The following is a 26806-nucleotide window of genomic DNA, read 5'->3' on the forward strand; positions in this document are numbered from 1 at the left end:
AGAACTAGGGGCTCAGTGCCCCTCGAACTCCACGAGCGTGCGCACCTCGACGCCAAGCGCTTCGAGCTTCTGACGACCACCGAGTTCCGGCAGATCGATGACGAAGCAGGCTGACACCACGTCAGCCCCGATCTGGCGCAGCAGCTGTACCGCACCGACAGCAGTGCCGCCGGTGGCGATCAGGTCGTCGACCAGGATGACCTTCTCGCCCGGCTTGACCGCATCCATGTGGATTTCCATCTCGTCCACGCCATATTCCAGGCTGTAGGCGATGCGCACGGTCTCGTGCGGCAGCTTGCCCTTCTTGCGGATCGGCACGAAGCCGGCAGAGAGCTGGTGGGCGACTGCGCCGCCAAGGATGAAGCCACGCGCTTCCATGCCGGCGATCTTGTCGACCTTCAGGCCGGCATAGGGCTGCACCAGCTCATCGACGGCCCGCCGAAACGCCCGCGCATCGCCGAGCAGCGTGGTGATGTCCCGAAAGATGATCCCGGGCTTTGGGTAGTCGGGAATGGAGCGAATGGCGTTGGTCAGGTAAGTCTGAGTGTCGGGCGTCATGGTGATCCAGCAAAGAACGAATGTTGCGCGCAAGGTGACGCCTGTCTGCGCCCTTGTCCATCCCTCTCCCAATCAAAAGAACGCCTCAGAAGCAAGGGCATTGACCGCTCCGGATACCTCGGTCAACATGAACGTTGAAGTTGACCAAACTGGTTGGGAGAACGACCGTGATGCCACGGGTCAGGATTTCCGACGTCGCGATCTGGTTCAAGCACGTGGAAAGCCCCGAACTCAGGCGCCGGCTGCTCGCCCTTGGGGAAGAAGAGCCCATCCACTTGGAAACCGACGGTGTCATAGGCCGATGGGTTCGGATGAAAACGGGCCGAGACGGTCGCCCCACCGATGCAATCCGTCCCGAAGGTGGTATGAAGGATCTCTGGGCGAACTGGTACAAGACGCGCCGCGGTGAAGAGATCGTACTTCGCGAAGTACTCCTCACGGACGTCGAATTCGCGAAGCCTTCCATGCAGTTCCCGGAATGGGCAAGTCAAGAAGACGAAGAGGCATTCCGTGCTTTGTGAGCGCTACGACACGATCGTGGTGCCATTCCCCTTCGCGGACATTCCGATTCTGAAGCGTCGCCCCGCGCTGGTAATCTCTGCAGCCGGCTTTAACCGGGCGAACGATGCGACTGTGGTTGCAATGATAACGACGGCCAAGGCCTCCAACTGGCCGAGCGACGTCGTGATCACCGATCTCGACGCGGCCGGATTGCGAGTCCCATGCCTTGTCCGTTGGCGCATGGCGACAATACCGAACGAACTTGTGCTGCGCCGTCTGGGCGAACTCAATCCACTCGACCGCCTGGATTGTGAGCGACAGCTGGCAAACATGCTGCGTTAGGCAGAAACCAAAAAAGGCGGCCCGAGGACCGCCTTTTCCGTGAAACGTGATCGCGTCGATCAATGTTCCTTGTTCGCATAAACCGACTTCTTCGTCAGGTAGATCAGCGCCGTGAAGATCGCCAGGAACACCATGACCATGAAGCCCATGCGCTTGCGGTCCTCGAGATGCGGCTCTGCGGCCCACATCAGGAAGGCAGACACGTCGAGCGAATACTGCTCGAGCGTTTCCGGAGAACCGTCATCATAGGTCACCTGACCGTCGGAGAGCGGCGGCGCCATGGCAAGCGACTGGCCGGCGATGAAGTACGGGTTGAAGTGGGTACCTTCGGCAACCTCAACGCCTTCCGGCGGGTCCTGGTAACCGGTGAGGAGAGCATGGATGTAATCCGGGCCGCCCTGCTGGTACTGGGTGAAGATGTCGAAGATGAAGGTCGGGAAGCCGCGGGTTACGCCGCGTGCCTTGGCGATCAGCGAGAAGTCCGGCGGAGCCGCACCACCGTTGGCCGCAGCAGCCGCTTCCTTGTTCGGGAAAGGCGACGGGAAGTGGTCGGACGCAACGGCGGTCCGGGTGAACATTTCACCGTCGGCATTGGGCCCGTCGGTGACTTCGTAATTCGCCGCGAATGCCTTCACCTGCGCTTCCGAATAACCCAGGTCTTCCAGCGTGCGGAAAGCCACCAGGTTCATCGAATGACAGGCGGAGCAGACCTCGGTGTAGACCTTCAGACCGCGCTGCAGCTGGGCCTTGTCGTACTTGCCGAAGGGGCCGGCAAACGACCAGTCCATCTGCTCGGGCTTCAGGATCGGGTAGTGACCGGTCTGGGCCGCATGATGCGTCATCTCGGCCAGATCGCCGCCTTCTGCCGCAATGGCCTGGCCGGAAAAACCGGCCATGGCTGCGATCAGAGCGATGCTCGTGACAAGCTTTTTCATTGTTATCGTCCTCTCACGTGCTCAGGCTTGTGCGGCAGCGGACTTGCCGCTCTTTTCGAGAACCGCCTCGGTGATCGAATTCGGGATGCGCCTTGGCGTCTCGAACAGGCCGAGCAGCGGCATGATCACGAGGAAGAAGCCGAAGTAGTAGGCAGTGCCGACCTGTGACAGGATGACGTAGATGCCTTCTGCGGGCATGGCGCCAAGCCAGCCGAGCAGCAGCGAATTCGCCACGAAGATCCAGAAGAACAGCTTGTACCACGGGCGGTACACGGCCGAACGGACCTTCGAGGTGTCGAGCCAGGGCAGGAAGAACAGCACGATGATCGCACCAAACATCACGAGAACGCCGCCGAGCTTCGAGTCGATGAACAGAACGTCGAAGGTGATGGCGCGCAGCATGGCGTAGAACGGCAGGAAGTACCATTCCGGAACGATGTGAGCAGGTGTCTTCAGCGAGTCAGCCGGGATGTAGTTGTCCGGATGGCCGAGGTAGTTCGGCATATAGAAGATGAAGTAGGCGAAGACCAGCAGGAAGACCGAGAGACCGAGTGCATCCTTCAGCGTCGCATAAGGCGTGAACGGAACGGTATCGGTCTTGGACTTGACTTCGACGCCCGTCGGGTTGGTCTGACCGGTGACGTGCAGGGCCCAGACGTGCAGGATGACGACGCCCGCGATCATGAACGGGAGCAGGTAATGCAGCGCAAAGAAGCGGTTCAGCGTCGGATTGTCGACCGCAAAGCCGCCGAGCAGGAACTGCTGGATGGTTTCGCCGACGAACGGGAAGGCGGTGAAGAAGCCGGTGATAACGGTTGCACCCCAGAAGGACATCTGACCCCAAGGCAGAACATAGCCCATGAAGGCGGTTGCCATCATCAGGAGGAAGATCACCACACCGAGGATCCAGAGGATTTCGCGCGGCGCCTTATAGGAACCGTAGTAGAGGCCACGGGCAATGTGCAGGTAGACGGCGATAAAGAAGAAGGATGCGCCGTTGGCATGCATGTAACGCAGAAGCCAACCATTGTTGACGTCGCGCATGATCTTTTCGACCGAGTTGAAGGCAACGGTCGTCTCGGCGGCATAATGCATGGCAAGCACGACACCGGTCAGGATCTGCACCAGCAGCATGACGCTGAGCATGCCACCGAAGGTATAGGCATAGTTCAGGTTGCGGGGAACCGGATAGGCAACAAAGCTGTCATACATCAGACGCGGCAGCGGCAGGCGCGCATCAATCCACTTTTCGACGCCGGTGGACGGCTGGTAACTCGAATGGCCACTCATCTTGTCTGATCCCCTCAGCCGATCTTGATGACAGTGTCGGATGTGAATGCGAAGGTCGGTACCGGCAGGTTGGCCGGTGCGGGACCCTTGCGGATACGGCCCGCCGTATCGTAGTGCGAGCCGTGGCAGGGACAGAACCAGCCACCGAAATCGCCGGCCTGACCGAGCGGGACGCAGCCCAGATGGGTGCAGGAACCGATCATGACGATCCAGTTTTCCTTGCCCTCGCCAGCCGAGCGAGCAAGGTCGGTCGCCTCTGCCGAAGCATCGATATTGGCGTTGCGGGCAACCGGGTCCTTGAGGTCAGCCATCTGAACGGCCTTGGCCTCTTCGACTTCCTTGTCCGTACGGTTGCGAATGAAGACCGGCTTGCCGCGCCACTTGACCGTCAGCGACATGCCAGGCTCAAGCGCAGACACGTCCACTTCGATCGAAGCGAGCGCGAGCGTCGATGCATCCGGACGCATCTGATCGATGAACGGCCAGGCGAACGAGGCCGCACCGACCGCACCGGCCATACCGGTCACCATGTAGAGAAAGTCGCGGCGCGTAGGCTCGCCCGCTTGATTAGTCGTTGTCTCGTGTTCGCTCACGGTCACTTTTTCCTCTCGCAATCCTGCGACACACCGCATTTGCCCCCGCAGCGGGAATCACAATGCGGCCACGGAGCAGCCACAGATTCCCCGCCAGATTGGCGCGTTCTAAGCCCGATAATCTATTCTGTCCAGTCTTCAGCCGACAAGGAGCCACGATGTCGCGGATTTCCCGGATACCATCCCCAATTGCTTGATTTAACGCAAGTGTGAGCGGCAGATCATCAAGCAATGCAGTGATTTGGCAAAAGCGTTGCGCGTGCAGAACCGCTCATGCCGTGACCAGTTCGCTGCGCGTATCGAGGAACCCGCCGGATTGCCGGCTCCAGAGCTCCGAATAGAGGCCTCCGAGTTCGACGAGTTCCCTGTGTGTGCCCTGCTCGATGATCCGGCCCTTGTCCATGACGACGAGGCGGTCGAGCGCGGCGATGGTCGACAGGCGGTGGGCGATGGCGAGCACAGTCTTGCCCTGCATCAGCCGGTCGAGATTGGACTGGATCGCCGCCTCAACCTCCGAGTCGAGAGCCGAGGTCGCTTCGTCAAGCACCAGGATCGGCGCGTCCTTGAGCATCACGCGGGCAATGGCGATACGCTGTCGTTGGCCGCCGGACAGTTTGACGCCGCGCTCGCCGACATGCGCGTCGAAGCCCTTGCGGCCGCGCTGGTCTTCCAGCCGCTGGATGAAATCGAGGGCTTCGGCACGTTCGGCGGCTTTCAGCAGTTGCTCTTCCGTCGCCTCCTCGCGACCGAAGAGGATATTGTCGCGGATCGAGCGATGCAGAAGAGCGGTATCCTGGGTGACCATGCCGATCTGCGAGCGCAGGCTCTCCTGTGTCACAGCGGAAATGTCCTGGCCATCGATCAGGATCCGGCCGCCCTCGAGGTCGTAGAAGCGCAGGAGCAGGTTGACCAGCGTCGACTTGCCCGCTCCCGAGCGCCCGACGATACCGACCTTCTCGCCCGGCTCGATGGTCAGGGTGAGATGATCGATCGCCCCTTTCTTGCGGCCGTAATGGAACGTGACATCTTCGAAACGGATCTCCGGCGATTTCACCTCTAGCTTCGTCGCTCCAGGCCTGTCGGTCAGTCCGATCGGCTTTGCCACCAGCTCGGCCGAGTTCTGGATCGTGCCGATATTGCGCATGATGCCGTTGAGCTGAGTCATCATCCGTCCGAGCAGCATGTTGAGACGCAGCACAAGACCGAGCGTGAAGGCCACGCCACCGGCCGTGACCGCGCCCGCAAACCAGAGCTCGACGGACAAGAGCCCCACCATGAGGATCATCACGCCGGACAGGATCGCAAGCGAGGCCCGCACACCGGTCAAAAGCCGCGCGAAGGGCCGGAGCGTATCCTGGAACCGGTCGAAACCGGCACGGATATAGTGGTCGTTCTGCCGCTCGCGGGCAAAGAGCTTCAGCGTCTGGATGTTCGAATAGCTGTCGACCAGCCGACCGTTCAGCATCGAGGATGCCTCGGCCGTCTGCTTGGCATGATGGCGGATCTTCGGCACGAAATAGCGCGCCAGCATCAGGAAGATCGCCACCCAGGCGCCGATGATAGCGGCCAGCCGCCAGTCGAGCTGCGCCACCAGCGCCATGGTCGAGACCGTGTAGATCACCATGAACCAGACGACCTGCAGCAGCGAGGTCAGCAGATCCCCGGTGGATTGCCCCGCCGACCAAACCTTGGTGACGATGCGCCCGGCAAAATCATTCTGGAAGAAGGAGAGCGACTGGCGTGCCACATGGGCATGCGCCTGCCAGCGGACGAGATTGAAGAAGTTGAGGACAATCACCTGTTCTTCGACCAGGGCCCCGATCGTCACGACGATGAAGCGCCCGATCAGCACGATCAGCGCCATCGCCAGGAGTTCGCCGCCATGGGCGGCAATCAGCCCGTCCCAGCCCGCCTCCTTCGGCACTGTGTCGAGAAGGTCGACAAGCCGCCCGACAAACCAGAAAAGACCCGCTTCCAGCATGGCCACCGCCCCGCCGAAGATCGCCATCAGGAAGAAGGCCATCTTCGCCTGGCTCACATAGAACCAGACAAACCCCCACGTGTTTTCCGGCGGCCGAAGGTTGTCGGTCCGGGCAAAGGGATCGAGCCAGTTCTCGAAGAGGCGGGCGATAGCTTGAAACATGACAAGCGATATAGGCCGATTGCCGGCAAGGGCAAAGCCTGAAACGCGATGGGACCGCATTACAAATTGCTCACCTGCTCAGGCACCGTGAATGAGCCGGATGGTCAACCTGCACGACGCCCATACAGCGCTTCGTAGCGGCGGATGGTGGCCGGATCGACCGACACCTCGGCAAACACTGGCATGGGGCTTTCTGTCAGCGCTGCCTTTTGCAGCGACTGGCGCGCTGCACCGTAAAGCTGCGCAGCCAGGACCGGGCGATGGGTGCGCGCACATCCGAAACGGCAGGCGAGCTTCGGCATGGAGGGGATCGAACGCCGGGCAACGGTCTCGGCATCCTTCACCACCCGCGTGATCTTCTCGCTGAGTTGCGCCAGGTAGGTCTCGCTGCTCGCACCGACAAGCAGGCCCAGTTCGTCCGGCGCGGTCCAGTAGGCGGTATCGTTCTTCTCGATCAGTCGGTGAGTGAAGCGAGCCAGGGTGTTCTTCAGATAGTCGCCGACCTTGGAGAGACCGCTGCGGCTGAGCGGTTCGAGCCCGTCGATGTGGCAGAGCATCAGGCTCAGCCCCTCCTCCGGCACCCCTTCCCTGCACAACGCGTCAAGCCGGGCTTCGAGACCTCCATAGTCCGGCAGGCCGAAGGAGAGCTGCGCTGTCAGATGGTCCTGCGCTGCAAGATCCTGGGGTTCCGGCGTGGTGAGGCGGGAGATCGCCTGCAGCGCCTCGATGCATTGGCGGACCTGCCCGTCAAGAGCGGCCAGGGTCTCGTACTCGCCCTCCTTCGCCTCGACGACGGCAATCGTGCCGCCCTCGAGCCTGCGGAGAAAACCATCGAGGGCACCGAGCGTTTCATCGCTTGAAGCGCGCAGCGCGGCAATCAGTGGCCGATCAGGGAAAAACCGATGCGCAAGCATCGAAAGCGACGCCTGGCTGACCGGTTTCGGCAGGGCAAGGAAGGCCTCGCGCAGCGTTTTGTCCCGCCCGATCAGAACCTCGAAGATCAGTTCGAAATTGCGCGGTGTAAGGTCGAGCCTGTTCTTGCTCAGGAATCCCACCGCCTTGCGGCCGATGTTTTCGGCCTCTCTGGCATGCGGGGCTGTGCGATCAGCGAAGTTTGACATGGGATGCACCTCCGCCGGGTGTTCCGGTCAAAACAGGCTACGCCCCAAATCGAAACCGATCGTTTCGGAGATCGCTAAAATGCAACGGGCCAGATACCTCGGCCGTCACCGCTAATCTCACCGCGTGTAGCGCGTCAGATAGATGCCCGTCAGGATCAGGGCCACACCTGCCGGTTGGCCGATATGGAACTCCGCCGTGCCACGCCCGAGATCGATCAGAAGGCCAGTGATCATCTGCCCGCCGATGATCAGAAGACCGGAGCGGGCCGCACCGATCCGCGGGAAGACATAGGAACTGATCACAACGAAGCAGGCCCCGATGACACCGCCGGTGAGATAGAAGAACGGCACGTCGGCAATCAGCGGCAGGCCGATCCGATGAAAGGCAAGCACATAGACGGACAGCAGCAGGAAGCCGATCCAGTGGTTCCAGGCCGAGGCCGCAAAGGCGCCGCGATCCATGGTGAGACGCCCGTTGATCGAACGGCTCATGCCGACGGCCGCCCCGCCGACGAGCGCGATCATGACAGCACCCAGCATTTACGGCCCCTTCGAGAAGATGAGAAGCGCACTGCCGCCGATCACGCAGATCGTCGCCAGAAAGTCGAAGCGGTTCAGCTTGCGCCGCGGCGTGCCGAAGAGCCCGAACTGGTCGGAAACGAGTCCGAACAGGATCTGGCCGACAAGCAGCAGCGAAAGACCACCGGCCAGAGCCAGTTCCGAATTGACGGCAATCGAGCTGAGGGCGACGGCAAAGGCGCCGGGTGCGCCTCCGAGATAGGACCAGAGCGGCGCCTTTCCGTTGGCCGTAAGACGTCCTGTCCGGCGCGCCACCGCCCCATTGGCGATCATGAGCAGGAACGCCACGAAGCCGCCCACGCCATGCACCACCCAGGAAGCCGTAAACGGTGTCGTCAGCGCCGCAAGCCCGCTGTTGATGGTCACCATGACGGCAAGCAGGGCGCCGGCAAGAATGGCCCAGATCCAGTCGATATATTTCAGCATGTCACTCCAGAAGTCCCGCCTAATACCAAGTGTCCATGATAGGAATCGATAGGATGGCGTATTGTTGGTTTCTGGCTAGGCGCGGCGCGCCGGGCGATGCTGTCGCATCGGCCAAGCGGCGCAACAACGCCAGGGGCCCACAATACGCCACCTTTGGTCGGCTTCCCGCCCGTTCTGGCGTGGTCGAGCTCCTTGACCGATGCGACAGCATCGCTCTTCGGACCTCTCCTAGACAGAAAGGGCGGTCGAGCCGATCCTATGGGTTCCTATCATCGACACTTGGTATAAACGCCGCGCCTCACTGTTTTCCGTCGTGCCAGCGCATACGCCTCCTACGACAGGTTGAACAAGCCAATTCGGCTGATGCACCGATCAGCGGTGGCGATGCAAGCAGGATGTCGAAACCAAGAGCGGGGCGTTCCCTGCCCCGCTCCCGTCTGTCTTGACCGCGCGCCACGGCCTCAGAATTGCGACCAGTCGGCCTTCAGGGCTGCATTCCCATTGAAGGCTCTGGCGGTTGTTTCCCCCCGGCCTCGGCCAGGCAAAACCTGGGACGCAAGAGCAGAAGAGGACATCGCTGCCCGCGCCACGACCGGGCGATGGGCCTCCTCGTCCAGACGGAACTGCCCGAGCAGTCTTGTCAGTGCGCTCGCCTGCTGCGCCAGGCCGTGGCAGGCTGCCGTCGACTGCTCCACCATGGCGGCATTCTTCTGCGTGCCCTGGTCCATCAGATTGACGGCCGAATTGATTTCGCCAAGTCCGGTCGATTGCTCCCGCGCAGACGTGACGATCGCCGAAACATTCTGATTGATCTGCCGCACCTCTTCGACGATCGCCTCGAGTGCCTTGCCCGTTTCGCCGACCAGGGCAACGCCATGACGCACCTGCTCGCCGGACACGGTGATCAGGCCCTTAATCTCCTTCGCCGCACCCGCCGACCGCTGGGCAAGCTCGCGGACCTCCTGGGCAACGACCGCAAATCCCTTGCCGGCCTCTCCGGCGCGTGCAGCCTCGACACCGGCATTGAGTGCCAGCAGGTTGGTCTGGAAAGCGATCTCGTCGATCACACCGATGATGTTGGAAATCTCGCTCGAGGACCTCTCGATCGCGTGCATCGCATCCACCGCCCGGCGCACCACCTCGCCGGATCGCTCGGCACCGGCACGCGTCCGCGACACGAGATCGCCCGCCTCCTCGGCGCGCAATGCGCTGTCCTTGACGGCGGTGGTCACTTCCTCCAGAGCCGCTGCCGTCTGTTCGACGGACGCGGCCTGCTGCTCGGTCCGCTTGGACAGATCATCGGCAGCCGCCAGCATCTCGCTGGCGCCGGCATCGATCGCCCGGGCATTGTCACCGACGGCGCGCATGGCATCACGCAGCCGCTCGACCGAGTGGTTGAAATTGACCCGCAAGGGATCGAGATGTTCCGCAAAGCTCTCGCCAAGCTCGACGGCGAGATCTCCGTCCGAAAGTCGCTGCAAGCCACCGGCGAGCCGCTCGACGGCAAACTGCACTTCGGCGGCCTCCCGCGTCTTCTGCTCTTCGCGACGCAGCCGCTCGCTTTCGCTAAGGCTGCGATTTTCGTCCGCCTGGCGTTCCAGAGCCGCCCGCTCAAGGGCGTTGTCACGGAAAACCGAAACGGCGGCGGCCATCTCGCCAATCTCGTCCTTGCGACTGGAGAACGGGATCGCGGCCTGCGTGTCGCCGCCGGCCAGCGCGCGCATCGCGCCGGTGATCGCCGAGACCGGACGCACCACACGCATGACAGAGAAAACCGCTGCCGCGAGCGCCATCAGTCCCGCGACGACGACCGCCGCAAGCGAAAGAGTGAGAGCCAGATCGCCAGACGCCTTCGCCTCCGCACCCAGCCTGTTTCCGATCTCGCGATTGATTTCGATGATCTCGCGCAGCCCCTGCCCGGCCGTGGCCGCGAGCGGAACCATCTGAGCGATCGTCTCCTTGGCCTGATAGACCTTCGAAGCCAGCGCCTGCGTCACGAAACTTTCGCCGAGCACTTCATAGTCGGCAACCGTCTGCTTGAACACATCGAAGCGCTGGCGCACTTCGGGCAGGACGATGACGGCATCAAAACGGGCAATGGCCGCATCGAGACGATCGCTCGCCGCTGTCAGGTCGTCGACCAGCGTCTTCTTTTCTTGCGCGGTTGCAGCTGTCAGGATCATCAGGTTGAGACGGCGGACGTCGCCGAGCAGCGTGTCGATGTCGGCGATCATCAGAGAACGCTCGAGACGCCCTCCAAGTCCTTCGATTTGTTCGCTCATGTCGCTGACCGAGCGAACCGCGATGGCCCCCTGGCTGAGAGAGACGACCACCATCAGGCCGAAAAGAGCCGGCAGGAGAAATTTGATCTTGAGATGTGTCACGACGAAAATCCGGACTTGAAAAGGACATGGGCCGGGAAAATCCGGCCACCCTGCCTGACAGTCGGCGTCTAACGAATGGTTACCCACCCGGGGGCATATCTGGCCTCGTCCCGCCGTTAACGGTAAACTCAACGGCTCGCCATCAACACGTCTCCACCGTTGGCTGGCAGCAGTGAGCCAGCGCGGGACATCTGAGGCCTGTCAGAAACGAGAATGGGGCATCTCTGCCCCATTCCGGTTACCTTGGCGAAATTACGTGGAGGCCAGGCGGCGTCACTCCGCCGCCGCCTCGGCTCGACCCTTCTTTTCGGCCTCCTGATCGGGATCGGTCTGGTCGGCGAGAAAGCCGCCCGACTGGCGGTTCCACAGGTCGGCATAGATCCCGCCATTCGCGACGAGCTGCTGATGTGTGCCTTCCTCGACGATCCGGCCCTTGTCGAGCACGATCAGCCGATCCATCTGCGTCAGCGTTGACAGCCGGTGAGCGATCGCGATCACCGTCTTGTCCTCGATCAGCTTGAACAGGCTCTCCTGGATCGCCGCCTCGACTTCCGAATCGAGCGCCGAGGTCGCCTCGTCGAGAACCAGGATCGGCGCATCCTTGAGGAAGACGCGGGCGATCGCAATCCGCTGCCGCTGGCCACCCGAGAGCTTCACGCCGCGTTCGCCGACATGCGCATCGAGCCCTGTCCGTCCCTGCATGTCGGAAAGCCCCTGGATGAAGTCCCAGGCGTTCGCCCGCTTGGCCGCCTCGATCACCTCGGCATCGGTCGCATCCGGCCGCCCGTAGGCGATGTTGTCGCGGATCGAACGATGCAGCAGCGAGGTATCCTGGGTCACCACGCCGACCAGAGCCCGCAAACTGTCCTGGCTGACCGTCGCAATGTCCTGACCATCGACCAGGATCTTCCCCTTCTCCAGGTCGTAGAAACGCAGGAGCAGGTTCATCAACGTCGTCTTGCCCGCACCCGAGCGCCCGACCAGGCCGACCTTTTCGCCGGCCTTGATGGTCAGCGAAAAGTCCTCGATCACGCCCTTCTGCTTGCCGTAGTGGAAGCGCACGGCGTCATAGACGATCTCGCCCTTCGGAGCGGCAAGCGCCTGTGCCGCCGGCCTGTCGACGATGTCATGCGCCTTGGTCATCATGCCCATGCCGTCATAGACAGTGCCGATGTTTTCGAAGAGCGCTGCCACTTCCCACATGATCCACTGCGACATGCCGTTGATGCGCATGGATAATCCGATCGCAACCGCAATCGCGCCGACGGTCACCGAACCGTTCAGCCAGAACCAGATGCCGAGACCGGCCACGAAGAACTGGACAAGCACGTTGTTGATGTCGACGCAGATGTTGAGCAGCGAGATCTGCCGCATCTGCCGGTGAACCGTGCCGAGAAAGGCATCCATGCCCTCCCGGGCATAGACCTCTTCGCGACCCGCATGGGAAAACAGCTTGACTGTCGCAATGTTGGTGTAGCTGTCGACGATCCGGCCCGTCATCATCGAGCGTGCATCCGCCTGCTCGCTGGAAAGCTTGCGCAGCTTCGGAATGAAGTGCCTGAGGATCAGCGCATAGATCGCCAGCCAGACCACGAGCGGTATGCCAAGCCGCCAGTCGACGGAGGCGACAAGCGCGAGCATCGAGACGAAGAAGGTCGTCGCATAGATGAACACGTCGATGATCTTCATCACGCTTTCGCGGATCGAAAGCGCCGTCTGCATGACCTTTGTCGACACACGACCGGCGAACTCGTTGGCGAAGAAGGTCATCGAGTGCCGGAGCAGGAAGCGGTGCATCTGCCAGCGCGCGATCATCGGGAAATTGCCGGCGAGTACCTGATGCATGGTGATCGTATGCATCACGCCGAGAAGCGGCAGACCGATCAGCAGCAGCGCCGCCATCCAGGCGAGCGTACCGCCCTCCGTCTGCAGGAAAGTGGTGCGCTCGGCGCTCGACAGCCAGTCGACGATATTTCCGAGGAATTGATAGAGGAACACTTCGGCGACCGCGATCAGTCCCGAGCACAACCCAAGCAGCACCAGCCACCAGCCCGCGGGCTTGGTGTAGTGCCAGCAAAAGGCGACAAGCCCCTTCGGCGGCAGAGTCGGCTCACCGGCCGGATAGGGATTCAGGCGGCTTTCGAACCACGAGAACATGAAAATCTCCAGGAATGGCACGCATACGGCACCGGAAGAAGGGTGACGCGAACGCGCGAATATTCAATGATTGAGGCCACTTGTGGCCGCAGGATGAATCAGTTTGGAAAAGACACGGGGAGTGACGCGCTCAGGCGGCAACAGCCATAAATCGGGACTGGCGCGAAATACCGAATAGATCCATCGATGGCCCTCCCGTTTGCGTGTTAAAGAACGCCACTCTTCTAACGGGCGCACTTGTTTTTTGCCAGACGGCATCTGGCGGAAACGAGACATTCGGTCGCAACTGTTGCAGACCGACCACAGCGCCTGCTCCGCAAGCGGCCTCCGCTTGAGCCGCCGCACCGGATCGCCTATCAGGCGCGTATGTCCAACCTGCGCATCGCCCTTTACCAGCCTGACATTCCCGGCAACACCGGCACGATTCTGCGGCTCGCGGCCTGCCTGGGCCTGAAGGTCGACATCATCGAGCCGGCCGGCTTCGTTTTGTCCGACAAGAACCTGAAGCGCGCCGGGATGGATTACCTTGCGAGCGTTGCCATGACCCGCCACGTCAACTGGGAGCGCTTCGACGCCTGGCGGCTTTCGGAAGGCCGCCGCCTTGTGCTCGCCTCGACCAAGGCCGCCCTGCCCTATGCAAGCTTCGACTTCGCCCCGAACGACATCCTGCTTCTCGGACGGGAAAGCGCCGGCGTCCCGGACCATGTGCATGATCGCGCCGATCACCGCGTGCTCATCCCCATGGTGGAAGGCCAGCGCTCGATCAATGTCGCGATGTCGGCTGCGATGATCACCGGCGAAGCGCTGCGTCAGACCGGTTTCCCGTCTTAGCCCAAGAAGTCCTGGCATCCTACTCTCCCTCGCATGTCGCAGGACGCGACGATGCAGCCTCAACTCAGGTTGAGGTCAAGCGTCATCTTGCGATACCCGGCCGACGAGTACGACGGAGCTGATTCCCGCATTGCCTATTCATCCGAAAACCGTTATGTTGCATCGCAGCAAAACGGGAGATGGAGTCATGTTCGAGACAGCATTCACCCTGGGTCTGACACAGTTTGCCCGATCCTTGAGCTTCCCCGAGCGCGTCCGGCACCGGACAATGCGCAATGCGGCCCTGGAACCCTGGCGGCTCCGCAACGCCGGCATCGATGCCCTCTACTACGACGTGAAGGCGCTCAGCGCAGACGAGACCTTCTATATCAGCGACAGCATCGCCTCCGAGGGCCTGATCATGATCGTTCCGCCCACGGGCGGCGGCATGCTCACACTCTGCGACAGCGTCGAGGAATTTCGCCTGCGCGGGGGCAAGGATGTGCGCGCCCTCGCGGTTGCCGGCATCGGCGGCTCGGCAATCGGCGCCGCCGCCTTTGCCCGCAACGTCGCGGATGCAATCGACGCACCCGTCGCGGCCGTGGTCTCAGGCTACGGCCTGGGTGATATCGTCAACGAGGCCATCGGCGGCGCCTTCCTCTTCGGCTGGCTCGGACATGTCCGCAGCAATCTCGAAGTGATCGACGACGTGGTCGGCCGTCCGAAACTTGGCGCTTATGGCAAGCGCGACGAAGACGCCGACAGCCAGCGCAAGACGGGACTGGATGCCGATACGGTCGCAACTTTGCTTGTCGATCCGTCCCTGTCCTTCACGCTGATTGCAGGCCATTCGCGTGGCAACCGGGTGATCGCCGATGCCCTCTATGCCTTGAAAGGCACCGAGCCCGGTCGGATCGAAGCGCTGGCCAACACCGCCCGCATCGTCACCTTCGGTGGCCGCATCAAGATGCCGGAAGCCTTCACCGACGTGATCGATGTCGTCGGCGAGCTTGACTGGTTCGGCGAACTCAATTCCCGCCCGAAGATCGCGACCGATATCAAGGTCCCCTTCTCAGGTCATTCCACCAATACCGACCTGCCCGGCGCCCTGCGGGTCACCAGCATCCTCGGCGACATCCTGAGCGGCCGGGCCGCGGCGACCTCAGCCCCGGCTGCCCCGGCAACTGCAGCACCTGAGGCGGTCGAGGCGCAGGCCCTTGCTGCGGCCATCGTTGAAGATGCGGCTCCGGAACCAGCCACCCAGACACCGGAGCCGGCCGAGGCCGCAGCACTTGCGCCCTCCGTGCCGGACACCCCGCAGCCCCCGGCAGCCGAGCAAGAACCGGAGGCGGCCCCGCCATTGGTCGTCGAAGCGACCGCACCGGCAGCAGCCGAACCGGAGGCTCCCGTGAAGACAAAGGCCGAAGCCAAGCCGCAGCGGTCGATGGCGGTAACCGCTGCGACCCCGATCCTGGTCCCGCTGCCGCGTGGCAAGAATAAGCGCCCCAGGGCCAAGACCTGAGAACCTGCCAGTCACGGAAAGGCCCGCGCGAAGCGGGCCTTTCTGATTCCTGATCATGGATACGCGCTCAGAGCTTCAACCAGGGTGTCATCGAGACATTGGCCATATTGAGCCCGGAGGACTGCAATTGCTCCTGCACGGTCTCTGCCGTCAGTCGCACCCTCTGCTCGTTGAGCTCGGTATCCACCAGTCGGCTGACGCCAAGCTCCGTCGCTCCTTGCAGCCCCTGCACGAGGTCGATGCCCCCGGTCACCTGCCCACGCGTCGCACTCACCTCGGCACTTGCACCGACCATGTCGATCAGCACCCGGTTGAGGGTCGAGATCATGCCGTCGATCTCGTCTGTCGTCGTGCTGCTGTCGATCTTGATTTCGCGCGCACCCGGCTCGGCACGCTCGCTCGAGCCGGCATCGAGGACAAAGTAGTTATAGGGCGTACCGCCGAGGCTGGTCCCCGCATAGGCACGTGTCAGCATGCCGTCACGCGCATCCTGGCGCGAGACGAGCGTCGATTTCGCCGTATCGAAATCCACCATGTTGATCGAAAGGCCGCCGTCATTGCCGGTGGTCACGGAAGCGAGCAACGAGGCGACCTTCGGCCGTCCACCCGCCTCGACCTGCAACCAGTTGTCGCCATTGAAGCTGCTGTCGCCGACCACGGCAACAAGCTCGGACTTCATCTGCCTGATGTCGGCATTGATGGCGCCCCGGTCTGCGCCGACCGCCTTGGACAGCACGAGCTTCTGCTGCATGCGGGCAACAATATCCGTCGCCTGCTCAAGCCCGAGTGCAGCGGTGTCGGTGACGGCTGCAGCGATCTCGTTTGCTTCCTGCACACTGCCCATCGACAGGCTGCCGGGGCGCATGGTGGTCGAGATCGACCAATAGCTGGAAGCATTCCGATCGACTTCGGTGACAGCCGAGGTCGCCGCCTGCTTTGCCACCCTATCGGGCGCGGACGCGGCCGCGTTTGCCATCGACGCTGCTTTGGCTACGGACGGGTTGAGCCAGACTGAACTCATGAGAAAACCTTGTGTCGCATGTCATGTCGATCCGAAGCCGGCATCATTCCGGCTGTGTATCGGGCACTCTAGGCAGCAGGTTTTGTTTTTGGCTTTCCGGCAACGTTAGAATTTTAGAGGATTTGCATTTTGAGCGACACTTCGGTCACCAAAATCAATCCGCCGAGGGCAGACGCCGCATGGTGAACTCGATCTGGTCGCCATCGAGCTGCCGCCAGCTTTCCACCTCCGTCCAGTAGGCGGCCTTGGGGAAGGCGTCGAACCATTCCCGCGCCTTGGCGCGTGCCTCCTCACGGGTCAGGCAATAGGTTTCCCGCACAAACTGGCCGCCCAGCCGTCCGGCGGTCCCGGCGCGGTGGTCGGCAATGCGCTTCTTCAAGCCGGCAAATGGCGGCGGGCCGGGTATCTTCGTCATGAAATCCCTCGCATGACCGAAGATTAATCCAGGCTAAACCGGAAGGCGAGTCGATTTTAAGGGGACACCCCCGCCCCTATATGGCCGCCCGCGATTTCACCTGATATTCGTTTGCCTTAAGAGAGTTGCCTGAGGAAGTTGAGGGGGACGACATGGAGCGACCGGTTCTGGCCAAGGGCCTGCCCGAGGATATCGAGGAGAAGAAGGAAGCGGCGCGCGCCTGGTTCGAAAGCCTGCGCGACACGATCTGCGCCTCCTTCGAAACCCTGGAGAACGAGCTGACGGGACCGATGGCCGACCGTGAGCCCGGTCGCTTCACCGCCAAGGACTGGCTGCGGGAAGAAGGCAAGGGCGGCGGCGGCCGCATGTCGATGATGTATGGCCGCGTTTTCGAGAAGGTCGGCGTGCACACCTCCACCGTGCATGGCGAGTTTTCACCCGAATTCCGCAAGCAGATGCCGGGCGCCGAAGAAGATCCACGCTTCTGGGCGTCAGGCATCTCGTTGATCGCTCATCCGGTCAATCCCCACGTGCCGACCGTACATATGAACACCCGCATGGTCGTCACCTCCAGCCAGTGGTTCGGCGGCGGTGCGGATCTCACCCCCGTGCTCGACCGCAGGCGGACTGAGGACGACCCGGACACTCGCCTCTTCCATCGGGCGATGGAAGTCACCTGCGAGCGCCACCCCGACGTGGCGGATTATCCTGCGTATAAGAAGTGGTGCGACGAGTACTTCTTCCTGCCCCATCGCAACGAAGCGCGCGGCATCGGCGGCATCTTTTTCGACTGGCTGACGGCGGACGAGGAAAAAGGTGGCTGGAACGCAAATTTTGCCTTCGTCCAGGATGTCGGCCGCGCCTTCAATCTCGTCTATCCGAAGATCGTCCGGACGAATTTCAACAATCCCTGGACGGATGAAGATCGCGAAGAACAGCTCGTGAGACGCGGCCGCTACGTCGAGTTTAACCTGCTTTATGACCGTGGCACGATCTTCGGTCTGAAGACCGGCGGCAACGTCGAATCAATCCTGTCCTCGCTGCCGCCACTGGTCCGCTATCCCTGATCCATCGGGATACCGCTGACATTCGATAAGTGCCGCTTGTTCACAAAAAAGAATGGGCGGCGATTTCCGTCGGTTACGACATTGTGTGTCGGAAACTTGACACTTTGCATTGCACATGAGGTGGACACGTCTCATTCTGGCTCCGCACGCAGTATCGAGGAGGAGATTGCGATGACCCCGTCAAGCACAGTGTCCGTGTCCCGCGTGAGTGAGCCAGCAGACCGTGCGATCGAAGCGCCCGAACTGATCGATCGCCTGGCCGAGCAGTTGCGTCAGTCGAGTGACGTCGACCTGCCCCATTCCTACTTCGTCGAACAGGTTCGCCTGGGTCTGGCCGGCAAGGATCTCGCCGACCGCCTTGCCGCCAACGACATCGAGACCGGCGGCCATCGCGGCAAGCGCCAGCCGGCGCGCTCGGTCTTCCATGCCTGGGCCATGCCCGATTGATATGATCCAATCCACCGCGTCGGTTGTCCCTTGCCCGCACCCCGTGCGGGCATTTTTTTGTTGGCTGGAGCCGAACCGGAAGGCCCGCGACCGAGTTTGAGTTGCACCAGGCAACCAAGGAGGAGACGATCATGAAGCACTTCGAATGCGGAACCCTGGTCCCGGGCTGCGAGTGGCATACGCGTGCCGACGAAGAGGCGGAAGTGATCAGGCGCGTCGTTGACCATCTGCGCGTGACCCATGGAGAAGAGCTCATCCGACCCGCGACGGTAGACCACATCAAGGAACGGATTCGCGACGAGCAGACCACGCCGACCTGAATGTGCGAACGAGAGGGAACGGAGCCCGACTTTCGGGCTCCGTCCGCTGCACCGGGAACGATCAGCTGCTCGGCAGCATGACCTTGTCGATCACGTGGATGACGCCGTTGTCTGTCTTGATGTCGGCGGTCACCACATTCGCGCCGTCGACGGTGACACCACCGCCCGACTTGGAGACAGCGAGTGTCCGGTCACCGCCGCTTTTCAGCGTGCGGACATGGATCGTGCGACCCGGCAGCATGGTCGAGGTCAGTTCGCGACCCACCACATGGTAGCTCAGGATTGCCGCCAGCTGGTCCTTGTTTTCCGGCTTGAGCAGGTTTTCGACCGTGCCGGCTGGAAGGGCTGCAAAGGCCTCGTCGGTCGGGGCGAAGACGGTCAGCGGACCGCCGCCCGAGAGCGCGTCAACAAGGCCGGCAGCCTGGGCTGCGGCGAGCAGCGTCTTGAAGCTGCCCGCCTGCTGGGCGGTTTCGACGATATTGGCGGCATTGGCCGAAGATGCGGCGAGCGTGATCCCGGCGGCGGCGAAGGTAAGAGCGATGCGTTTCATGGAAGTCCCTCCTCTGAAAGGCCTGACCGACGTCATGTCGATCCTGTAAAGCCGAAAGGGATACGCAGCCGAAATGCCTGCCGGATCGCGTGAGCGCGGACACTCTTTATTGACTAACACGGCATGAACCGAAACCGCGTCCCAGCGTATTGGCTTACCTTGATGTTCGCAAAGCTCAGGCCTTCGCCAGCGTCTCCAGCCGAGCCAATAGGTCGTCACGGGTCAGATTGAACTGCGAGGCGATCCAGCCCTCTTCCAGCTTGCCGAGGATCTCGCCAACCTTTGGCCCAGCCGGAATGCCGGCAGCCAGCACATCGCTTCCCTTGATCGGAAGCACCGGCCGCACGAAGCCTTCCGCCCGTTTCAGCAGCGCAAACAACCGCGCACTGCGCGCCATCGCCTTCTGGTCTCCCTCGGCGCGGGCCCTAGCGGAGGCCAGCTCCAGCTTCAACATCGAGATCATTCCATCCTTGCCGAAGCGGTAGAGATCGCGGTCGAAGGCAACATCGGTCACCGTCTCCTGCGGCTTCGGCGCCCTGGCAAACCGATCCAGCGCCAGCGCTTCCGCATTCGAAAGCCGAAGCCGTTCCGACAGCGTCACCAGCCGTGCGGCATCCTTCGGCACGATCGAGCAGAGGCGGAGCAGTGGATCCGGAGCCCAACCCAAAGCCTGCTCGGCCGCGATCAGTCCCGGGATCGCATCGATCCCCCATTTCTCCGTCTCCGGCAGGATCTCGGTGAGCACCGCCGACTGCCGCATCCAGAGCAGCGCCCGTCCCGGGTCGCGCGCGGAAAGGAGCTTCTTCATTTCCGCCCAGACCCGCTCGGCCGACAGCGTCTTGAGCTGCGTCCGCGCCCGCGCACAGGCCTTCAGCCCCTCGGCATCGGGCCGACCGCTGCCATAATGGGCAAAGAAGCGGAAGAAGCGCAGAACCCTCAGATAATCCTCGGCGATCCGCTGCTCGGCGCTGCCGATGAAACGCACCGTCTTGGTCTCGATATCGGCCAAGCCACCGACCAGATCGACGACCTCGCCATCGGCGCCGACATAAAGCGCATTGATGGTCAGATCGCGCCGGTCGGCATCCTCCTGCCACGTCGCACCGAAGGCGACCTGGGCATGCCGTCCATTGGTCTCGACGTCACGCCGGAGCGTCGTCACCTCATAACCCTTGCCATCGACAACGAGCGTCACCGTGCCGTGCTCGATCCCCGTCGGCACCGCCTTGATCCCCTTGGCCGCAGCGCGTCCGCTCACCTCTTCCGGCAGAAGCGTCGTGGCCAGATCGATATCGCCGACCGGCAGCCCCATCAGGCTGTTGCGCACCGCGCCACCGACCACCCGCGTCTCCGCACCGCCGCTGTTGAGGAGCGTCATGATCCGTTGCAACGCGGGCGCCTGGAACCAGTCGCGATCGGCCAGATTGGTCATGCCCAGATTGGTCATGCATAGAGCCTTTCATAAAGCGTCCGGATGATCCCGGCCGTAATGCCCCAGATATGCCGTTCGCGATAGGGCATCACGTAGAAGTGCCGGACACTCCCCTGCCACATCCGGCTGTCCTGCCGATGATTGGCCGGATCCATCAGGAAGGACAAGGGCACCTCGAAGACGCTGTCCACTTCATCCGGATTGAGTGTCAGTTCAAAGCCCGGCTGCACCACCGCCAGCACCGGCTGGATCCGGAAACCGGTTCCCGAGAGATATTTCGGCAGCCGTCCGACAGTCTCGACGAAGCGGCGATCGAGGCCGATCTCCTCTTCCGCCTCGCGCAGCGCCGCCTCTTCGGGGGAGGCATCCGTCGCATCGATGCCACCGCCGGGAAAAGCGATCTGCCCCGCATGCTTGCGCAGCTTGTCGGTGCGCTGGGTCAGAATGATCCGCGCATTGTCGCAATCGTCGATCACGCCGATCAGGACCGCGGCATCCTTCAGCTTCAGTTGCTCGATCTGCAGGATGCTGTCGCGATTGAGCACATGGTCGCCATGGTCGCGCCAGGCATGTTCGAGCGGCGCGCCGACCTGCTGGAGCGCCCGGCGGCGAAAATCATCGGCGGTGAAAGTCTTGAAGCTCATCGCGACAGTCGATCGAGTTCATCGGCAGGCATGATCGGGAAGATGTGTCCGCGCGACCGGACGGCAAACATCGCCTTGCCATCGACCTCGACCACCTCGCCTCGCTCGACAAGATCATACATGACGGCGCGCGAAACGAGAGCCTCCAGACGTCCGCGGACGGAGAGATACGGCTTCAGTTCGTGGTTCTCCCCGGCAATCTCGAAGCGCAGCTTGTGCTCCGGCCCGGCCTCGACGACGTCGCCGACATTGGTGCGGAACGTCAGCACCGACTCACCTGCTTCTTCGGTCGCGCTCATCTCCACCGCGATGAAATGCGCATCCTGAACACGGATGCCGACCTTTTCCACAGGCGTGACGAGATAGGTTTTGCCGTCCTCGTCCTTGCGCAGAACGGTCGAAAACAGGCGCACCAGGGGCTCCCGCCCGATCGGCGTCCCCATGTAGAACCAGGTGCCATCGGCGCGGATTTCCATGTCGAGATCGCCGCAGAAGGGCGGTTCCCAGCGTTCCACCGGCGGTAGCGTCGCCTTTCCGCCCGATGTTTGCGCTGACGCGCGCGAAATCAGCGCGGCAAGCCCTGCCGCATCCGTCGTCGCCTTCAGCCCATTACCTGCCATCTTTGCGTCCCGGTTTGTCTTCAGTTCATAACAGTCACGAGATAGTCATTCGAAACGTCCTTGTCAGCCGCCCTCTCGCCAATAAGTTAGTTTCAGTAACATGCACCTTCGCGCGTCCGTTCGATTCGCCGGACCAGGCCAAACCAATTGGAGCAGACCATGGGCATGATGCCACATCCCGATGCCGCACTGGATGAGAAGGCGATTGTCGAGCAGGCCGAAAAGGCGCTGGCCGATATCGCATCGATCCGCCAGGAAGTGGCCAAGGTGATCTTCGGCCAGGAAAAGGTCGTCGAAAACACCCTGCTCGCAATCCTTTCCGGTGGCCATGCGCTGCTCGTCGGTGTCCCGGGTCTCGCCAAGACCAAGCTCGTTACGACCCTTGGCACGGTTCTGGGCCTCGATGCCAACCGCATCCAGTTCACGCCGGACCTCATGCCCTCGGACATTCTCGGCACGGAAGTCATGGACCAGGATGAGACGGGACGCCGCTCCTTCCGTTTCGTCAAGGGCCCCGTGTTCGCCCAGCTGCTGATGGCCGACGAAATCAACCGCGCAAGCCCGCGTACCCAGTCCGCTCTGCTGCAGTCGATGCAGGAATACCACGTCACCATCGCCGGCCAGCCCTACCAGCTGCCCGCGCCCTTCCACGTGCTCGCGACCCAGAACCCGCTGGAGCAGGAAGGCACCTACCCGCTTCCCGAGGCCCAGCTCGACCGCTTCCTGCTGCAGGTCGACGTTCTCTATCCCGAACTCGCCGCCGAACGGCAGATCCTTCTTGAAACCACCGGGGTCAGCGACCGCCGCGCCAGTGCCGTCATCAACAGCGAGCGGCTGATGGAAATCCAGAAGCTCATCCGCCAGATGCCGGTGTCCGACACCGTCGTCGATGCGATCCTCTCGCTCGTCCGCTCGGCCCGCCCGGGCCATGGCAATGCATCGACCGACAAGAACGTCGCCTGGGGTCCCGGCCCCCGCGCCGGCCAGGCCCTGATGCTCTGCGCCCGTGCCCGCGCCCTCTATGAAGGTCGCCTCGCTCCCTCCATCGACGACGTGCATGCACTCGCCGAACCGGTGCTTGAACACCGCATGGCGCTGACCTTTGCGGCCCGCGCCGAGGGCATGACCGTCCGCGACGTCATCGCGGGCCTCGTTTCCGACCTGCGCAAGTAAGGGAGGCTTTGACCGCGTGGCATCGATCGGCCAGATCGTCGAGCAGACAGCCGGCAGCGAAGTCCTGAAGCGCGCGCGCCAGCGCGCCGTGCTGGTGCCTGACTGCATGGTCGAGGCAAAACGTATCGCCAACACGGTCATTGCCGGCTGGCATGGTCGCCGCAAGCGCGGCATCGGCGAAAACTTCTGGCAGTTCCGCCCCTATGCCGATGGCGAGAGCTTCTCGCGCATCGACTGGCGCCGCTCGGCCCGCGACGACCACATGTATATCCGGGACCGCGAATGGGAGGCGGCTCACACCGTCTGGCTCTGGGCCGACATGTCGCCGTCGATGATGTACAAGTCGACGCTCGCCTCGGTCTCCAAGGAAAGCCGCGCTCTCGTCCTGATGCTGGCGCTCGCCGAAATCCTCGCCCGCTCCGGCGAGCGCATCGGCTGTCCCGGCATCATGGAACCGATCTCCGCCCGCAACGCTGCCGAGCGCTTGGCAACCGCCATCATGCACGCGCCGCTGACCGAAGGCCTGCCCGACACCCGCATGATCCGGGGTTCCAGCGACATCGTGCTGATCGGCGATTTCCTCGACGATGCTGACCGGGTGATGGAACGCATCACGCCGCTCGCCCGCCGCGGCCTGCGCGGCCATGTGGTCGAAGTCGCCGATCCCGCCGAAGAGACCTTCCCCTATACCGGCCGCACCGAATTCACCGATCCCGAAACCGGCCAAAAGCTAACCTCCGGCCGCGCCGAGACGCTGCGTGACGACTACCAGCAGGCCTATCTCGCCCGCCGCGAATCCATGTCGGACCAACTCCGCCGCATGGGCTGGAGCTTCACCCACAACCGCACCGATCGCCTCGCTTCCGAGGCCCTCGTCGCCGTCCACATGCACCTGTCGGGCATGCCACCCGCAGTCAACAGGAGTGGGGGCTGATGTTCGGTATTCCGCTCGCCTTTGGCGCTCCCGCCATCCTCGGCGCCCTGCTCGCCCTGCCGCTGATCTGGTGGCTGCTGAAACTGACGCCACCGCGGCCCAAGGCGGAAGTCTTTCCGCCGCTGAAGATCCTTGCCGGCGTCTTGAAGCGCGAGGAAACCCCCTCGAAAAGCCCGTGGTGGCTGACGCTTCTGCGCATGCTCATGGCCGCGATCGTCATCTTCGCGCTGGCCGACCCCGTGCTCAATCCGCGCAACGCCACTCTCTCCGGCGACGGCCCGCTGTTGCTCGTCGTCGACAATGGCTGGGCAACCGTCGGCGACTGGGATCGCCGCGTCGAGACCGCAACTGCCCTGATCGGCGATGCCGCCGACCGTAGCCTGCCCGTCTCGATCGTCTTCACCGCCGATCCGACCCATGACGCGATCCCCGGCACGCCAGCGGTCGCGCTGGAAAAGCTCGCCGCCGCCACGCCTCATCCGCAGCGCCCCGATCGTATCAGGACCATCGAAGCGCTCCGCACCACCTTCTTGTCGGAACGCCCCGGCACGCTCGCCTATGTCTCCGACGGCATCGCCCGCGACCCGGAAGATCCGTTCCTGTCCGATCTTGCCAGCCTCTCGCCCGCCGAATTCCGCATCGTCGAAGGTGACGGCGCGACGAGCGTCGCCATCACCGGCGCCAACAACGGCTCGGATGCGCTGACGGTCACCCTCTCGCGCCTCAACGCGTCCGATGCCCGCAGCTTGATTGTCGATGCCCAGGACCGTCAGGGCCGTGTGATCGCCTCCGGCCAGGTCGATTTTGCCCCCGGCACCACCGAAGCCTCCGGCGAGATCGCCGCCCCCTTCGAGCTGCGCAATGATTTCGCCCGCCTCTCGATCGCAGGTGTTGCCTCCGCCGGCGCCACCCACCTGCTCGATGACGGCTTCCGCCGCCGCAAGGTCGCGCTTGTTTCCGGCGACAGTGGCGACGGCTTCCAGCCGCTGCTCTCGCCGCTCTATTACATCGAGCGGGCTCTCGGCCCCTATGCCGACGTGGTGAAACCCGGCCAGACCGACCTTGCGGTCGCCATTCCCGAGATCCTGAACCAGAACCCGTCGGCCCTCGTGCTGGCCGATGTCGGCCGTCTGCCCGCCGATGTCTATGATCCGCTTCAAGCATGGATCAACCGCGGCGGCACGCTGATCCGCTTTGCAGGACCGCGCCTCGCTGCAGCCCCCGCCGATGATCCGCTCGTCCCCGTCATCCTGCGCCAGGGTGAACGTGCACTCGGCGGTGCGCTCTCCTGGGCAGAGCCGCAACCGCTCGCCGACTTCCCTGATTTCGGCCCCTTTGCCGGCATGCCGCGCCCCGAGGGCATCCTCGTCAAGCGCCAGGTGCTTGCCGAACCGACACCCGACCTCGCCGCCCGCACCTGGGCAAGCCTTGCCGACGGTACACCGCTCGTCACCGTGGAAGAAACCGGCGCCGGCCGCATCGTGCTCTTCCATGTCAGCGCCGAGGCCACCTGGTCGGACCTGCCGATCTCCGGCACCTTTGTCGAGATGCTGCGCCGCGTCGTCCAGTTGACCCGTGTGGGAGCAGCGGAAGCCCAGGCCGGCCAGGCAGCCGCGCCGTCGCTGCCGCCCTTCCGCCTGTTGACCGAACGCGGTGCGCTGACCGCCGAAGCCGGCGCAGCGAAGCCGCTGTCGCTCGGTCCGGATCGACCCGAGGCCGCGACCTTTGACAACCCGCCCGGCCTCTACGGCACTGAAGACGGCTTCACGGCACTCAACCTCCTGCCGGCAGAAGCCACGCTTCGTCCGCTCCCCGCCCCGGCAGGCCTCACCGTCGCGCGCGACCCGATGGCGGGCACGGCGGCAACCCCGCTGAAGCCGAGCCTTCTAACCATCGCCTTCCTGCTTCTGGTGATCGACAGCCTGATCGTGCTCTTTATGGGCGGCGCCTTCTCCCGCCTGCCGAAGCGCGCGCCGGCTGCGTCCGCATCCATCCTGGCGCTCGCTGTCGCCCTTGCCGCCATGGCGCCGCCGGGCCAGGCGCTTGCCCAGTCCCGGGATGCCAAGCCCGGCGACGAGCAGATCCTCGAACGCCTCGACAACACCCATCTCGCCTATGTCATCACCGGCGAAGCGGAAGTCGACCGCCTGTCCGAACAGGGCCTGACCGGCCTCACCGATTTCCTCACCTATCGCACGACGCTCGAACCAGAGCCGCCTGTCGGCGTCGACATCGCCAAGGATGAACTCTCCTTCTACCCGATCATCTTCTGGCCGATTTCGGCGACGGCCCCCATGCCGTCGGCCGCCGCGATCAGCCGCATCGACGCCTATATGCGCGCCGGCGGTACCGTTCTCTTCGACACGCGCGACCAGGGCTCGATGCTCGGCAACGACGTTGGCTCCTCGCCGAATGGCGAACGCCTGCAGGCAATCCTTGCCAATATCGACATCCCGCCGCTGGAACCGGTTCCATCCGACCACGTGCTGACGCGCGCTTTCTATCTGCTCCAGGGCTTTCCCGGCCGCTACAGCGGCAGCCCGCTCTGGGTCGAGTCCCGGCAGGAAGCCCAGTCCAGCAACAGTGCAGTCGCCTCTTCGGGCGATGGTGTCACACCTATTATGATCACTGGCAACGATCTCATGGGCGCCTGGGCCGTTGATGCCAATGGCGCAAGCGTGCTCCCCGTCGTGCCCGCTGACGAGATGCAGCGCGAGATGTCCTTCCGCTCCGGCGTCAACATCATGATGTATATGCTGACCGGCAACTACAAGGCAGACCAGGTCCATGTGCCTGCTTTGCTCGAAAGACTGGGGCAGTAA

At 63.0% G+C, this 26806-nt stretch carries 26 protein-coding genes; 10 read left to right on the top strand and 16 right to left on the bottom strand.

Features of this window, described 5'->3' with window-relative positions:
* Window positions 1–12 precede the first annotated feature (12 nt).
* Window positions 13–558, bottom strand: coding sequence for an adenine phosphoribosyltransferase (locus H6M51_RS15725; RefSeq protein ID WP_185810763.1), 546 nt, complete (start codon window positions 556–558; stop codon window positions 13–15).
* A gap of 140 nt (window positions 559–698) precedes the next feature.
* On the opposite strand from H6M51_RS15725, the gene H6M51_RS15730 reads away from it, so the two are divergent.
* Window positions 699–1079 (top strand): hypothetical protein, encoded by a 381-nt coding sequence (locus H6M51_RS15730; RefSeq protein ID WP_185810764.1) that lies wholly within the window; start codon window positions 699–701, stop codon window positions 1077–1079.
* Window positions 1069–1401 (top strand): type II toxin-antitoxin system PemK/MazF family toxin, encoded by a 333-nt coding sequence (locus H6M51_RS15735; protein WP_185810765.1) that lies wholly within the window; start codon window positions 1069–1071, stop codon window positions 1399–1401. Before H6M51_RS15730 ends, H6M51_RS15735 begins: the two co-directional genes overlap by 11 nt.
* A gap of 59 nt (window positions 1402–1460) precedes the next feature.
* Here the strand turns inward: H6M51_RS15735 and H6M51_RS15740 are convergent, their stop codons facing one another.
* From H6M51_RS15740 to H6M51_RS15780, 9 genes are all read right to left on the bottom strand, one after another.
* Complete coding sequence (locus tag H6M51_RS15740; protein WP_185810766.1) at window positions 1461–2336, bottom strand: cytochrome c1; 876 nt, start codon at window positions 2334–2336, stop codon at window positions 1461–1463.
* Window positions 2337–2357: 21 nt separating this feature from the next.
* Window positions 2358–3626 (bottom strand): cytochrome b N-terminal domain-containing protein, encoded by a 1269-nt coding sequence (locus H6M51_RS15745; protein ID WP_185810767.1) that lies wholly within the window; start codon window positions 3624–3626, stop codon window positions 2358–2360.
* 14 nt (window positions 3627–3640) lie between these two features.
* Entirely contained in the window at window positions 3641–4219 is a 579-nt protein-coding gene (gene petA / locus H6M51_RS15750) for a ubiquinol-cytochrome c reductase iron-sulfur subunit (RefSeq protein ID WP_185810768.1), read from the bottom strand.
* Between the two features lie 271 nt (window positions 4220–4490).
* A complete protein-coding gene (locus H6M51_RS15755; RefSeq protein ID WP_185810845.1) occupies window positions 4491–6362 on the bottom strand; it encodes an ABC transporter ATP-binding protein in 1872 nt (623 codons plus the stop codon).
* Between the two features lie 104 nt (window positions 6363–6466).
* Window positions 6467–7483, bottom strand: coding sequence for a hypothetical protein (locus H6M51_RS15760; RefSeq protein WP_185810769.1), 1017 nt, complete (start codon window positions 7481–7483; stop codon window positions 6467–6469).
* A 117-nt stretch (window positions 7484–7600) separates the two neighbouring features.
* Complete coding sequence (locus tag H6M51_RS15765) at window positions 7601–8023, bottom strand: DMT family transporter (protein WP_185810770.1); 423 nt, start codon at window positions 8021–8023, stop codon at window positions 7601–7603.
* Complete coding sequence (locus tag H6M51_RS15770; protein WP_185810771.1) at window positions 8024–8488, bottom strand: DMT family transporter; 465 nt, start codon at window positions 8486–8488, stop codon at window positions 8024–8026. It lies immediately after the preceding gene.
* 461 nt (window positions 8489–8949) lie between these two features.
* Window positions 8950–10872, bottom strand: coding sequence for a methyl-accepting chemotaxis protein (locus H6M51_RS15775; RefSeq protein WP_185810772.1), 1923 nt, complete (start codon window positions 10870–10872; stop codon window positions 8950–8952).
* 273 nt (window positions 10873–11145) lie between these two features.
* Entirely contained in the window at window positions 11146–13029 is a 1884-nt protein-coding gene (locus H6M51_RS15780) for an ABC transporter ATP-binding protein (RefSeq protein WP_185810773.1), read from the bottom strand.
* A gap of 366 nt (window positions 13030–13395) precedes the next feature.
* Between H6M51_RS15780 and H6M51_RS15785 the strand changes: the two genes are divergently transcribed.
* On the top strand, window positions 13396–13860 hold the full coding sequence (locus tag H6M51_RS15785) for a tRNA (cytidine(34)-2'-O)-methyltransferase (protein WP_185810846.1): 465 nt from the start codon (window positions 13396–13398) through the stop codon (window positions 13858–13860).
* 187 nt (window positions 13861–14047) lie between these two features.
* Entirely contained in the window at window positions 14048–15361 is a 1314-nt protein-coding gene (locus H6M51_RS15790; RefSeq protein WP_185810774.1) for a cell envelope biogenesis protein OmpA, read from the top strand.
* Window positions 15362–15428: 67 nt separating this feature from the next.
* On the opposite strand, the gene H6M51_RS15795 is transcribed toward H6M51_RS15790, so the two are convergent.
* Both H6M51_RS15795 and H6M51_RS15800 read right to left on the bottom strand, forming a co-directional pair.
* On the bottom strand, window positions 15429–16382 hold the full coding sequence (locus H6M51_RS15795) for a flagellar hook associated protein (protein WP_185810775.1): 954 nt from the start codon (window positions 16380–16382) through the stop codon (window positions 15429–15431).
* 154 nt (window positions 16383–16536) lie between these two features.
* Window positions 16537–16797, bottom strand: coding sequence for a hypothetical protein (locus H6M51_RS15800; RefSeq protein ID WP_185810776.1), 261 nt, complete (start codon window positions 16795–16797; stop codon window positions 16537–16539).
* Window positions 16798–16949: 152 nt separating this feature from the next.
* On the opposite strand from H6M51_RS15800, the gene hemF reads away from it, so the two are divergent.
* The 3 genes from hemF to H6M51_RS15815 all read left to right on the top strand — a co-directional run bounded on the left by hemF (window position 16950) and on the right by H6M51_RS15815 (window position 18631).
* Window positions 16950–17864 carry an oxygen-dependent coproporphyrinogen oxidase gene (gene hemF, locus H6M51_RS15805; RefSeq protein ID WP_185810777.1) on the top strand — a complete coding sequence of 305 codons (915 nt, stop codon included), beginning with the start codon at window positions 16950–16952 and terminating at the stop codon, window positions 17862–17864.
* Between the two features lie 171 nt (window positions 17865–18035).
* On the top strand, window positions 18036–18311 hold the full coding sequence (locus H6M51_RS15810; RefSeq protein WP_185810778.1) for a hypothetical protein: 276 nt from the start codon (window positions 18036–18038) through the stop codon (window positions 18309–18311).
* A 131-nt stretch (window positions 18312–18442) separates the two neighbouring features.
* Window positions 18443–18631 (top strand): DUF1059 domain-containing protein, encoded by a 189-nt coding sequence (locus H6M51_RS15815; protein ID WP_185810779.1) that lies wholly within the window; start codon window positions 18443–18445, stop codon window positions 18629–18631.
* 61 nt (window positions 18632–18692) lie between these two features.
* On the opposite strand, the gene H6M51_RS15820 is transcribed toward H6M51_RS15815, so the two are convergent.
* From H6M51_RS15820 to H6M51_RS15835, 4 genes are all read right to left on the bottom strand, one after another.
* Complete coding sequence (locus H6M51_RS15820) at window positions 18693–19181, bottom strand: fasciclin domain-containing protein (RefSeq protein ID WP_185810780.1); 489 nt, start codon at window positions 19179–19181, stop codon at window positions 18693–18695.
* A gap of 175 nt (window positions 19182–19356) precedes the next feature.
* Window positions 19357–20613 carry a CCA tRNA nucleotidyltransferase gene (locus tag H6M51_RS15825; protein ID WP_185810847.1) on the bottom strand — a complete coding sequence of 419 codons (1257 nt, stop codon included), beginning with the start codon at window positions 20611–20613 and terminating at the stop codon, window positions 19357–19359.
* Window positions 20614–20624: 11 nt separating this feature from the next.
* Window positions 20625–21257 (bottom strand): CoA pyrophosphatase, encoded by a 633-nt coding sequence (locus H6M51_RS15830; RefSeq protein WP_185810781.1) that lies wholly within the window; start codon window positions 21255–21257, stop codon window positions 20625–20627.
* Entirely contained in the window at window positions 21254–21877 is a 624-nt protein-coding gene (locus H6M51_RS15835; RefSeq protein ID WP_185810782.1) for a DUF1285 domain-containing protein, read from the bottom strand. Before H6M51_RS15835 ends, H6M51_RS15830 begins: the two co-directional genes overlap by 4 nt.
* Before the next feature lie 159 nt (window positions 21878–22036).
* Here H6M51_RS15835 and H6M51_RS15840 point away from each other — a divergent pair, with 159 nt between their 5' ends.
* From H6M51_RS15840 to H6M51_RS15850, 3 genes are read left to right on the top strand one after another with little or no spacing between them, the layout of a single operon-like run.
* On the top strand, window positions 22037–23050 hold the full coding sequence (locus H6M51_RS15840; protein WP_185810783.1) for a MoxR family ATPase: 1014 nt from the start codon (window positions 22037–22039) through the stop codon (window positions 23048–23050).
* A 16-nt stretch (window positions 23051–23066) separates the two neighbouring features.
* Window positions 23067–23984 (top strand): DUF58 domain-containing protein, encoded by a 918-nt coding sequence (locus tag H6M51_RS15845; RefSeq protein ID WP_185810784.1) that lies wholly within the window; start codon window positions 23067–23069, stop codon window positions 23982–23984.
* On the top strand, window positions 23984–26806 hold the full coding sequence (locus H6M51_RS15850; protein WP_185810785.1) for a DUF4159 domain-containing protein: 2823 nt from the start codon (window positions 23984–23986) through the stop codon (window positions 26804–26806). The genes H6M51_RS15845 and H6M51_RS15850 overlap by 1 nt, the downstream gene beginning before the upstream one ends.

It is taken from the genome of Rhizobium sp. AQ_MP (genome assembly GCF_014237835.1).
Taxonomy (GTDB): domain Bacteria; phylum Pseudomonadota; class Alphaproteobacteria; order Rhizobiales; family Rhizobiaceae; genus Allorhizobium.